This is a genomic window from candidate division WOR-3 bacterium, from assembly GCA_039804025.1.
In the GTDB taxonomy this organism is placed as follows: Bacteria; Hydrothermota; Hydrothermia; order Hydrothermales; family JAJRUZ01; genus JBCNVI01.
Map to the genome: position 1 here is coordinate 82,554 of JBDRZP010000004.1, position 11,562 is coordinate 94,115.

The following is an 11,562-nucleotide window of genomic DNA, read 5'->3' on the forward strand; positions in this document are numbered from 1 at the left end:
TATACTCCAATTAGAATATAATTAGAGTATGAAATTTATATTATTATTTTTTCTTTCATTTATTTTTGAATTTGCAGATTCTTCAATAGGTATGGGATATGGGACGAGTTTAACTCCAATTTTAATATTAATTGGTTTTCCTCCCTCTCAGATTGTCCCCTGTATTCTTTTGTCTGAGTTTATAACAGGAATTTTATCTGGATTCTTTCACCATAAATTTGGGAATGTAAATTTTGATTTTAGAAGAGATGAAAAAATTGTTTTAAGAAGACTTTCAGGGCTCGGTTATGTTCCTCGTTCAGAGGATGCAAAGGTAAGTTTCTTACTTATTATATTTGGTGTAATTGGAGCAATTTTTTCAGTAATTTTAGCTCTCAATATACCTAAAAAATTTGTTAATTTATATATTTCAATTATGGTAACAGGAATAGGTATATATATTTTAATAAATCTCAAAAAGAAAATTGCTTTCAAGAAAAATATTTTTCTATTTGTTGCTTTTTTAAGTGGTTTCAATAAAGGTATATCTGCAGGAGGCTACGGTCCCCTTGTAACAGGAGGTCAGATTATTTCTGGTAGGTCAGCAAAAAGTTCAATAGGAAGCACTTCTTTAGCAGAAGGTATAATATGTTTTGTTTCATTTTTAATTTATATTTTCCTTGAGAAAAAAATAGACTTTAAACTTGCATTACCACTTCTTTTAGGTGCATCCCTTTCAACACCTTTTTCTGCTCTTGTGGTAAAAAAAATTGAAGAAAAGAAAATGAAGATTTTTATTGGTATTTTAATTATAATCTTAGGTGTTTTAAATATTTTTAAACTTCTTAATATCTAACTAAATTAATGTTTCTTATTAACCCCTTTATTTTAGCCCTTTTTAAAGGACTGTTTTTAAGATATTTTTCTGGATTTTTTTGAAAATCCTCTGGATCAAAATTTTTAACATATGGATGTAAGGGGAAATCCACTGGTTCTACTGGATTTTTGTTCCAAGGGCAAACTTCCTGACATATATCACATCCAAAAATATAAGAGTTCATCCTAAGTTTTATTTCCTCAGGAATATCACCTTTATTTTCAATAGTATGATAGGATATACATCTATTTGAATCAATAACAAAGGGTTTAACAATTGCGCCTGTTGGACATGCTTCAATACAACGTGTGCATTTTCCACAGAAATTTTTATCAATACTTTTATCCGGTTCTATTTCCTTATTTAATAGGACTGTACCTAAAAGTAAGTAAGATCCTTTTTTAAAGGAGATAAGCATAGTATTTTTGCCTATAAATCCAATTCCTGCTTTTCTTGCAAACATTCTTTCAAGGATGGGTCCTGTATCCACATATATCTTATATTCCAAACCTGAAAACTTCTCCTTAACTTTTTCCATAACTCTTTTTAATTTTTTATACAGAAATTTATGATAATCAACATGAAGGGCATAACCTGCAATTTTATATTTTTCAAAAAAAATTTTTTTGTATGGAAGTGCAACTACAAGGATGGTTTTAACACTTTCAAAAACCTTTAAAGGTGAAATTCTTTTTTCAAAAGTATTTTCCATCCATTTCATATCTGCATGATATTTATTTTTAATCCATTCCTTAAAAGAAAAAATATCTCTTTCTTCTACTTTTGGATCAGTAAATCCAAAGATAAATAGTTTTTCTTCCTTTAGTTTTTCCTTTATGAATTCTTTTAAATCTTTCATATAAAATATAGAATGCAGATTTTAGGACACAGAAATCAAATTAATTATTTTGAAAAAATACTCAAAGAAGATAAATTCCTGGGTGCATATATTCTTTCAGGACCTGAAGGGGTTGGTAAGTTAGAAACTTTAAAATTTATACTTATGAAGTATGTATGTGAAAATAAAACAGGCTGTCTAAATTGTATTATGTGTAAGAGATTTAAAAGTCTTTCTATACCTGATATAAATTTTATTTTACCTGATAAGATAAAAGAAGAGCTTCTTGAACTCTATGAAAAAGGTGAATGGAGTTTTGAAAATTTAAGAACTGATTATTTTTCAAGGGATCTTACCATAGGTATAGATACAATAAGGGAAATAGGAGAGGAAATAAAATCAAGACCGATTGAATTAAAAAGAAAATTTTATATTTTTCTTGATGCTGATTTAATGAGAAAGGAGGCACAGAATGCCCTTTTAAAAATTTTAGAGGAACCACCTGAATTTGTTACCTTTTTTCTAATAACACCATACCCCGAATCTCTTCAAACAACAATAAGGTCAAGATGTATCAGTATACCCTTTTTTAATCTTGAATTTAAGGATTTTAAAGAGTATTTTAAAGGAACGAAATCCATATATTTTCTTTACAGAATTTCCTCAGGTTCAATAGGTTTGGCAAAAAGAATAATTAAAGAAAAAATAATAGAAGAATACGGGAGTTTTCTAAAGGAGATAATGAGAAATGAGGAGGAGCCTTTTTTTGTTTATAAAAAAGAAAGTAAGGAATATTTAAAGGATAAAATTTTTCTATTCGGCTTCTTTATAAGAGAGATAACAGAGTTAAAACTTGGTAAAAGGGAAATTTTCAAAGATCATCCGTATGTTTCAGAAATTGAATTTTTAAATAGAAGAATAGATCCTTATACCCTTGATTTATTATATGATAAATACTATAAAATCCTTGAAGGATACAAGAGAAATATACCTAATTATCTTTTAAGCTATCTTCTTGATTCTATAAGATTTGGGCTCCCATAATATATTATGGAAATAAAAAACATTCTATGGCTTACTGACTTTAACCCCCTTTCAAATTATGCCTTTGAATGGGCAAAATTTTTTTCTATTAGTTGTAAGGCTAAACTTTATGCAGTTCATGTAATTCCTGAAAAGAAAATTTCAATTCTTGAGGAAAAAGAAGAGATTCTAAATATGTTTAATTTAATGGAAAAGGAAGAAAAGGAAAAGGCTGAAAGGGATTTTGAAAGTAAGAAAAAGGAAATAGATAAAAAAATTAAATTTGAAACTCATCTTTTGAAAGGTGAAATAGTGGAGGAGATAATAAAGTTTATAAATGAAAAGGATATTGACCTTTTAATAATGGGGGCTTCTAATAAAAGGGAAAAGCTTAGGATAGGAACAACTGCTTACAGGATTTTGACCAATGCAAGGATTCCTGTTTTAGTGGTAAAGGAAAAGATAGGTGTTAAAGTTAATAAGATACTTGTTCCCATTGATTTTTCAAAACTTTCCTTTAAGGCTCTTGATTATGCAATTTTTCTTGCAGAAATTTTTGGGTCTGAAATTCATCTCCTTCATGTTATTGAGATTCTTGAATCAATTGGATTAAAAGAGGTTGAGGAAAAATTAATAGAGGAAACAAAGGAAATATTACATAGGGAAAGTGAAAAGTTTAAGGGTAAATATAGAATTTTTGTAAATGCAATAAAGAGGGATTCTGCAGAAATAGGTATAATAGAATTTGCAGAGGAAAAAGGAATAGATCTTATTTGTATGGCAACAAGGGGAAGAAAAGGTATTTCACATTTTTTCCTTGGTTCAACTCTTGATAAGGTTTTAAAACTTACAGATATTCCAATTTTAGCTTTTAATCCTGTATAATTTGAATAAGACGGAGGGGTGGCCGAGTGGCTTAAGGCGGCGGCTTGCTAAGCCGTTTCTCCGAGAATATCGGGGACGCGGGTTCGAATCCCGCCCCCTCCGTTTTTTATAATTAAGAGGGAGGAGTTATGCCAACAAAAGAAGAAATTTTAGAGAGAATGAAAAATGTTTATGACCCGGAGATTCCTGTTAATGTTGTTGATCTTGGACTTGTTTATAATATAGATATTAAAGAAACTGGTGAGATTAATATTTTAATGACTTTAACAGCACCAGGTTGTCCAATTTATCCCTATATAGCAGAACAGGTAAAAAGAGAAGTAAGTCAGATTGAAGGCGTTAAAGAAGTAAATGTGGAATTTACCTTTGACCCTCCTTGGTCACCTGAAAAAATGACAGAGGAAGGAAAAGAAGCTTTAAGATCAATGGGATTCAATATTTAGATTGAATATAACTTTCTCAAAAGTTGATAGAGAAATTCTTCTTTCACTTATTCCACCCTTTATTTATTCAATAGCTCTTCTTCTTATGATTATGCTCCTTGATAAAATTTTTGATCTTTCTGATTTAATTTTTAAAAAGAAAATTCCTCCTTCTATGGTTTTAAATATACTCTTTCTTTCTCTTCCCTATATGCTTGCACTTATTATTCCAATGAGTGTTCTTGTTTCTGTTTTATATGTATTCGGAAATATGAACCAGGAAAGGGAGCTTATGTGCCTTTCTACAAGTGGAATCTCTCTTTTAAGGATTATAAGGTTTCCTTTAATTTTTTCAATATTTATTTTTTTCTTTTTAATATACTTCAATGGTTTTTTTGTTCCTGAAGTTAACCATATTTTAAAAAAGAAAGTTTATTATATGTATAGATATAAACCCTCCCTTGCTATTAAAGAGAAAGTTTTTAATGATATAGGCGGGATGAGCATTTATGTTGAAGAAAAGGATGAAAAAAGAAATGTTCTCAAAAATTTAAAGATATTTCAGAAAGATAAGGATTACTCACAAATAATTGATGCAAAAGAAGGTATAATTAAAAAAGGTAAGGAGGGGGGTTACCTTTTAGTTTTAAAAGATGGAACAATTCATGAAAAAAAGAGAAATGAAGTAAATATAAGAAAGCTTGAATTTAAAGAGCATAGAATTTATATTCCTGAAAAAAAGGAAAGGGAATCAGAAATTTTTTCAAAAAGTGATAGGGAATTAACTTTAAAGGAACTTTTAAATTTAATAAGAGATAATAAAAAAAAATTTAGTAAAAACAAAGAGGAAAATAAATTTATTTTTTTACAGATTCAGAGATACTGGGTTGAAGTTCATAAAAAATTTTCCATACCTTTTGCAGCAGTTGCTTTTGTAATTGTTGGAATTCCTCTTGCTAAAATTTTTGGAAAATCAGGATGGGGTTCAGCTTTTGGAATATCAATAGTTATCTTTACAATTCATTACATTTTACTTGTTGGGGGTGAAGAACTGGCAGATAGGGGAATAATATCTTCCTTTATTGCAATGTGGACAGGTGATATCTTAACCCTTTTAACTGGTATTTATCTTCTTTATAAAACAAGATAAATAGTCATAAAAGGATTTTTCTATATTCATTTCTATTTCAGGGTATATAAAAAAATCTTCTTTTACATCCATTCTTATTAAGTCCTTTTCAGTTGTTATAACATAATCACATTTTAATTTATCTTTAAGTTTTAGGATTTTTTCCATATCTTTTTCATCATAAAAGTGATGGTCAAAAAATTTAAGGTGTTCTCTTAAAATAAAATTTTTTTCAACAAATTTTTTTAAAGAAAAGGGATTCGCAATACCTGTTACAAGCAAAACAAAATCCCTTTTTGAAGGAAAGACTTTTTCTCCAAGATAATTTTTAAATCCTTTAAATTTATAGTTTGCAAAAAAATAAGTTTTTTTTCTTTTATCAAGAAAATAAATTTTGTATCTTTCTAAATCTTTTAATTTTCTGTTTATGATAATTATATCACCATCAAAAATTTCTCTTTTTAAATCTCTTGAAGTTCCCTCTGGAAAAAACATATCCTTTTTTAGAATTTCTTTTTCATCAAGGATAAAAATGTTAAGGTCAAAAAAGTATTTTTTTATCTGAAGTGCATCGTCAAGGACAAAAAAGTCAATATTTTTTTTCTTTATTATTTCCTCAGCAGTTTTTTTTCTATCTTCATAGACTCCGATTGGTATTTTTAATTTTTTGAAAATAAGAAAGGGTTCATCACCTATTTCGTGAACTTTAGGATTGGAATCTTCAAAAAAAATTTTCATTTTCTTTTCCTTTCTTTTATAACCTCTTGAAAGTAGAGATACTTTAAGGTTTTTTTCTTTTAAAAATTTAATTATTTCAATAACAAGTGGTGTTTTTCCGCTTCCGCCGAGAGAGATTCCACCTACACCAATTGAGGGAAAAGGGAATTTTTTTCTGAATTTTTTTAAAATAAAATTTCTTGAAAAAATTATAAAAAGAATTGGGTTCACCTTAAGAATTTATCAATTTTCCTTTCAATTTTTCTCTTGGAAAATCAATTATTTTTTTTATTCCGATTGAAGCAACAATAAATAAAACGTAAAAAATTAGAATTTTATCTACTTTTTCAAGTATTAAGATTAGAACAAAGGAAATAAAAAATAGGGCAATTGCTTGGTCAAAGTGTTTTTTTAAAAGGAAAAATATAAGAAAAATAAAAATTGAGAATATAAATTCAAAGGGAAAAAGGGAAAATAGTATTCCAAGGATTGTGCTTATAGATTTTCCTCCATAGAATTTCAAGAAAAGGGGAAAATCATGACCAAGGATAGATCCAATTCCTGATATAAGTGCGAGATTTTCTTTTTTGAAGATTCTATAAAAGACAAATATGGGTAAAAATCCTTTTGAAAAATCAATTAAAAAGGTTAGTGTTCCTGCTAATTTTCCAACATTTTTATATACATTTCTTGCACCAGGATTTCTATCTCCTACTTTTCTTATATCAATATTTTTAAATTTTTTTGAGATTATATATGCTGACGGGAAAGAGCCGAAGAGGTATCCTAAGAGAAAGGAAAAAAAAATTTCTTTCATTTAAATAATTTTCATGAAAAATTTAGTAAAAATGCAAGTTTATTTCTTTATAATAATATTTTGGAGGGGTGCCCGAGCCTGGTTAAGGGGTGCGACTCGAAATCGCATTATCCTTTAAAAGGGATGCGCGGGTTCAAATCCCGCCCCCTCCGCCATAGGAGAAATAAAGGCTGAGCGATTTAAAGAGGAACAAAAAGAAAAATAAATGCGACAAAAATGAAAAATTTTAAAGAGATATTAGATAATTTGAAAAATAAATTAAAAATACTTTAAGATTATAATATGAAAAAGAGAAAAGAATAAAAAATGAAAGTGAGGAAAAATTGAAAGGAATTGCTTTAAAGAGGTTTGAGATTATTAATTTTTTTGAAAAATAAGATGACAAGGCAATAAAGGATGCTTTTGGAGTTAAGGAAAGATTGCGGTATATTTATGGAAATGGAAGAAGAGATTCAAGAAATCCTAAAAGTAAAATAGAAACTCTTATTTCTAAATCAAAAATACCAATAAGGAAAAGAAAAGAACAGCTCTTTTAAAGACAAAATTTGGTTTTGCTTATGCTTACAAATCTTTAACAAGTGAAAATGCAAAAGATTTTATGAAGAAATTTTTAAAGGTGGCACACTTTAAAGTAAAAAGGGTTCAGAAGGGTAACGGAAGTGAGTTTGCTGGAAGCTTTGAAAAATTCTTGCGGAGTAAGGGAATTATACATTTCTATAATTACCCAAAAGACCCGTAAAGTAATGCTTATGTTGAAAGATTTAAAGGGGACTATACAAGAACATTTTGTAGAATAGTATTCTGAAGATCTTATTGAGCCAGAAAAATTCAATGTAAACCTCATAAATCTTTAAATAATTTTTCTCCCCTTGATTATTTTTTAAAAACATATATTAATAATCCTAACCACTTTTAAAATGTTATGGTATTCTACATATACTTGACTTTTTTTTTTTCAATCCTGTATAATTTTAAGTTAACTTTTGGTTAAGTTTTAAAGGAAATAAAATGTATAAAGTGATTATACAATGTTATTATATGGATTTGAATATCCATACAGAAAGAAGGCAAATTACATGGAGTGATGTTCCTCTTTCAAGATTTAAAGATTATTTTTATAAAATAAGTCATAATACATGCAGATGAAAAATTTAGAATATCAGAAATTATTAAATTTTTTTAATAATTTATCCAATTTCAAAATGTTAATGAGATTATTAATACTCATATTATTATGTTTGTTTCAATGTAAGAGAGACAGAGGTTATGAAAAAGAAAAAATAGACACAATTTTACACTTTAATGCTTATCCTGGAGATGGTTTTGTATATTTAGAATGGGAATATGTCTCAAGGCTTTCACCAATAAGAGAAGGAACATGTATGCTCATTCCAGTTGTAAATGTTTATAGGGCTGAAAAAGGGGGCAAATTCAGAATGTTAGATAATGCTATGGGAAAAGCCGATTATTATTCCTGGACTCCTTATCCTGAACAATCTAAACACGGAAATGCACTTGATACAACAGTTATAAATGGTAAAACCTATGCTTATTATATCAAAGTAGATTGGGGTGGTGGATATGAAATAGTTTGCCCTTTTTATAGTGTTTCAGAAACACTTGAAGTTACACCATTGGAAGGTCTTTCTGACCCTGTTCCTATGCCTCCCTGTAGTGTATGGATTGAAAGGAATGATTCTCTCCACCTTTTCACACTTCACTGGATTCCACCCGAAGGCTCGGATAGTTTTTATTATTTGGTTGAATCTCCAGGTGGTCCAGAGGGTTGGAACCCTAACTGGTATGGATTTACATTTGACAACTTAACAGACTGGTATCCGGCTTTACACATACCTCCTTCAATGCCGGATACTTTTGATGGGATGGGTTATTTCCCAGAACCTTATTATACTTTCCCTGATTGTGGTGAATGGCTGCGTCCGGATAAGCCTGACACAATCTGGTATTATATAATTGCAAGAGTTAGAGGAAGGTTGTCTTATCCTTCAAAGCCAGTTTTTGCAGTTCATATAGATTAATGTATAAGTTAATTTTAATAGTTTTAATTTTTTTGAATAACGAAGATAAAAAAAATAACTTATTACAAGTGGGGATTCAATTTACAAGTGGTGTTTTAGCAGGTAGTTTATTTACTTATTCTCTTTTTAAAATATTTCCTATCCAATCTATAGACAGGGATGTAGCCAAAATAGATGCAGAGCAAATGATTTTTAATGTAACAGTTGGTTTAACTCTTGGTTCTTATTTTGGTGTGATAATTTCCGGGAAAATTATGAAAAGCAATGGTAATAATTCAAAAGCGTTTTTAGGCTCATTTTTTAGGTTTTTTAGCAGGTGCAGGAGCGTTTGCTTATCTTTCAGAGACTTTTAAAGGAAGAACTTATGAAAATATTTCTTTTGTTCCTTTATTTATTTTTCCATCTTTTGGGGCAACTTTAGGATATAATTTAAAATAAGGAGATATAAACGGAATTTTTGTTTAATTTTTTTATTCTTATGATAAAATTTGGGGGCTCAATAAGTTATGGAATTCATCCTATATATTCATCTTCTTATAACTTCACTTTCAGTATTTTTTGGAAAAAAATTCTAAATCTTTATGGATTCTTGCTAAATTTACAGAGTAAATAATAAATATTACACAAAGTGAATCAAACAGAAATTTTCTGAAAAGTTATGGTATAATCCACCAAAAAACCGCGTCAAGCCTTAATGCTTTTTTACATTGAATACTTTTTGAAAAATTATATAAGGAACAATTATTATTTTAATATGTATAGAAATCGTACACATTACTTGACTTTTTTTTTTTTTTTTTTTCAATCCTGTATAATTATTAATATAATTAAAATTAAAAGGAGAATGATATGGTAAAAATAATAGTTTTTTTGTGGATAATAAGTCAAGGGGAGAAAGAATTGGAGAATAGAGAAAACAAATTAAAATTTGAAAGAATACACATTGATGCTGGATATTCAGGTAAATTTATTTACACTGGAATGGATTATATTCCTTGGTTGCCTTTTTTCCCTGGAACTTCCGGTGGTAGAGAACCGGGATTCCCTTATTACTTTTTGAATTCTCCTAAAATAGATTTATTATTATATCATCCAGATAAAAGTTTTTGGGAAATAGGTGTAGAATATGCTTATTTTAATTTTAAAAATAAAAATTTTCTTCCTCGACTGAAAGGGGATCCAGGAAATTATCTTTATAAATATTTAAGTTTTAATCTCCACGCAGTGCCGGTTTATATAAATCTTGGATGGGAATTTAAAAGGTATATGTTTTTTAAATTTGGGGTAATAAGTTTTATAATTTGGGGAAAAGAAATAAGAGAAGTATATGCAGATAATGAAATATGGACTGAAGAAATTAAAGGAAGCGGAAAAAGTTTTTGGACTCAAATTGAATTTGGTAGAGAGTATAGTTTTACTTTTTTGAATAAAGAATGGAAACTATCAATCTCATTTGGGATGAGGGGGTGTGGTCCAAACGGGATTGAATATGATTCTCCAAGATATGTTGGGGAAGCTAATATTGATCTTTCAGGAATTTATTTTAATATAGAGGTTGAAAATATTCTTTTAAGTAAGGTTTATAAGGAAGGAAGAAAATGAAGATATCCAAATATCTGATTATTTGGGGTTGTTTTCTTTTTAATATTTTTTCACTCTTATATTCTGGAAATGTACCTATAATTTTTGTTCATGGAAATAAAGCAGAAGGAACCTCTCAGAGCGGCTTTAAGACTTTCAACCCTGATGAATATGTTTCAGTAATGCAAAATATCTTAAATGAGCATTATAGAGGATATATAGCTGGTGTTCCTCTTAATTGCGACAAAAATACCATTTTATCTCCGATGAATACTACTCGAGTAATATATAATTTTTCTTTCTATAATCCGGATGGCAGCCCAGGTGCAATCGGAAGTAACGAGATACTTGTTCCTGTAGAAAATGACACCTATTGGAAATACTATGAAGTAGTGTCTCAAAGTAGTTGGGCACAACACTTTGCCAATTTTGTAAATAAAGTTCTCAATGCTACAGGAGCAACCAAGGTAGATGTAGTTGCCCATAGTATGGGTGGTTTAGTTGTGCGGAGTGCAATGGCATTTTATGGAATAAAAGATAAAATAAGAAAATTAATTATGATTGCTACACCTAATAATGGAGTTGAACCATCAAACTTGGGGGTATATTTGTCTCTTATTACTTGGCCGCAATGGATGCACAGAGGGGAGGGGTTAGAGTTGGGTATAGATAAACAAGTAATTGAGATTAAAGTGTATATATGGCCTCCTTATGTGGAAACAATATATGGAGACAGTTTTAATGTGACTTTTAAGAATATTATTACGGGAGAAGAGGGTAAATGGACTTATTTATTGAATAAAATGGATTGGGCAGGGAATTGTAAGTATGTAGTAATTACTGGCAACAGAAATCCTTGGAGACTGGGGTTGGGATGGGGAGACGGTGCAGTGAAAAAGGATTGATGCGTACCTCTTCCTGGTTCTTCCTTTGAACCAACTATTTATGCAAGCCATGACCATAATGGAGAGCATCCTTTAAGGGCTGGCTCATCGGGTGAATTTTCTCTTACTGAATGTACTTATGTTACTGAATTCATTAAGAAATGGATGATCGATGACGAAGATACTTATTATGGAGCATATTTTGTTGATAAACCTTCGGTAGGTCCTCTAAATTATCCTCCTTATAGTTTAAGGGTTTGGCCTAAAATAAATGATTATAAAAAAGCATTGACAATAGATATTTCTCTTATTCGTCCTGATAATGGCCAAGTTATTAAAAGGAAAACAGTTCCTATATTTAGATGTCATCA

At 29.4% G+C, this 11,562-nt stretch carries 14 protein-coding genes and 2 tRNA genes; 13 read left to right on the plus strand and 3 right to left on the minus strand.

What is annotated here, in order from left to right:
- The first annotated feature begins 28 nt into the window (after positions 1 to 28).
- Positions 29 to 835, plus strand: a complete 807-nt coding sequence (locus ABIN73_02625; protein MEO0268617.1) for a sulfite exporter TauE/SafE family protein — start codon at positions 29 to 31, stop codon at positions 833 to 835.
- Here the strand turns inward: ABIN73_02625 and queG are convergent.
- Positions 825 to 1,715 carry a tRNA epoxyqueuosine(34) reductase QueG gene (gene queG, locus ABIN73_02630; GenBank protein MEO0268618.1) on the minus strand — a complete coding sequence of 297 codons (891 nt, stop codon included), beginning with the start codon at positions 1,713 to 1,715 and terminating at the stop codon, positions 825 to 827. The genes ABIN73_02625 and queG overlap by 11 nt on opposite strands.
- Before the next feature lie 12 nt (positions 1,716 to 1,727).
- Here queG and ABIN73_02635 point away from each other — a divergent pair, with 12 nt between their 5' ends.
- From ABIN73_02635 to ABIN73_02655, 5 genes are all read left to right on the plus strand, one after another.
- The gene (locus tag ABIN73_02635) at positions 1,728 to 2,738 is read left to right on the plus strand and encodes a hypothetical protein (protein MEO0268619.1); all 1,011 of its coding nucleotides are present in this window, start codon (positions 1,728 to 1,730) and stop codon (positions 2,736 to 2,738) included.
- A gap of 6 nt (positions 2,739 to 2,744) precedes the next feature.
- On the plus strand, positions 2,745 to 3,602 hold the full coding sequence (locus tag ABIN73_02640) for a universal stress protein (protein ID MEO0268620.1): 858 nt from the start codon (positions 2,745 to 2,747) through the stop codon (positions 3,600 to 3,602).
- A gap of 12 nt (positions 3,603 to 3,614) precedes the next feature.
- Positions 3,615 to 3,704, plus strand: a tRNA-Ser gene (locus tag ABIN73_02645).
- 26 nt (positions 3,705 to 3,730) lie between these two features.
- Positions 3,731 to 4,045, plus strand: coding sequence for an iron-sulfur cluster assembly protein (locus tag ABIN73_02650; GenBank protein MEO0268621.1), 315 nt, complete (start codon positions 3,731 to 3,733; stop codon positions 4,043 to 4,045).
- Between the two features lies 1 nt (position 4,046).
- The gene (locus ABIN73_02655; GenBank protein ID MEO0268622.1) at positions 4,047 to 5,174 is read left to right on the plus strand and encodes an LptF/LptG family permease; all 1,128 of its coding nucleotides are present in this window, start codon (positions 4,047 to 4,049) and stop codon (positions 5,172 to 5,174) included.
- Here ABIN73_02655 and lpxK read toward each other — a convergent pair.
- Together lpxK and ABIN73_02665 are read right to left on the minus strand one after the other, a co-directional pair.
- Positions 5,139 to 6,101, minus strand: a complete 963-nt coding sequence (gene lpxK / locus ABIN73_02660) for a tetraacyldisaccharide 4'-kinase (GenBank protein ID MEO0268623.1) — start codon at positions 6,099 to 6,101, stop codon at positions 5,139 to 5,141. The two genes, ABIN73_02655 and lpxK, sit on opposite strands and share 36 nt — an antisense overlap.
- A 1-nt stretch (position 6,102) precedes the next feature.
- Positions 6,103 to 6,687 (minus strand): glycerol-3-phosphate acyltransferase, encoded by a 585-nt coding sequence (locus ABIN73_02665; protein MEO0268624.1) that lies wholly within the window; start codon positions 6,685 to 6,687, stop codon positions 6,103 to 6,105.
- A gap of 62 nt (positions 6,688 to 6,749) precedes the next feature.
- Between ABIN73_02665 and ABIN73_02670 the strand changes: the two genes are divergently transcribed.
- From ABIN73_02670 to ABIN73_02700, 7 genes are all read left to right on the plus strand, one after another.
- Positions 6,750 to 6,842 (plus strand) — tRNA-Ser (locus tag ABIN73_02670).
- An 853-nt stretch (positions 6,843 to 7,695) separates the two neighbouring features.
- Positions 7,696 to 7,833 (plus strand): hypothetical protein, encoded by a 138-nt coding sequence (locus tag ABIN73_02675; GenBank protein MEO0268625.1) that lies wholly within the window; start codon positions 7,696 to 7,698, stop codon positions 7,831 to 7,833.
- A 62-nt stretch (positions 7,834 to 7,895) separates the two neighbouring features.
- Positions 7,896 to 8,726, plus strand: coding sequence for a hypothetical protein (locus ABIN73_02680; protein MEO0268626.1), 831 nt, complete (start codon positions 7,896 to 7,898; stop codon positions 8,724 to 8,726).
- The gene (locus ABIN73_02685) at positions 8,726 to 9,079 is read left to right on the plus strand and encodes a hypothetical protein (protein MEO0268627.1); all 354 of its coding nucleotides are present in this window, start codon (positions 8,726 to 8,728) and stop codon (positions 9,077 to 9,079) included. Before ABIN73_02680 ends, ABIN73_02685 begins: the two co-directional genes overlap by 1 nt.
- A 496-nt stretch (positions 9,080 to 9,575) precedes the next feature.
- A complete protein-coding gene (locus ABIN73_02690) occupies positions 9,576 to 10,328 on the plus strand; it encodes a hypothetical protein (protein MEO0268628.1) in 753 nt (250 codons plus the stop codon).
- Positions 10,325 to 11,212: an alpha/beta fold hydrolase gene (locus ABIN73_02695; GenBank protein MEO0268629.1), complete on the plus strand. Its 888-nt coding sequence runs from the start codon at positions 10,325 to 10,327 to the stop codon at positions 11,210 to 11,212. The genes ABIN73_02690 and ABIN73_02695 overlap by 4 nt, the downstream gene beginning before the upstream one ends.
- A 144-nt stretch (positions 11,213 to 11,356) precedes the next feature.
- Positions 11,357 to 11,562 (plus strand): hypothetical protein (locus ABIN73_02700; GenBank protein MEO0268630.1); only part of this gene is annotated, 206 nt, incomplete at its 3' end.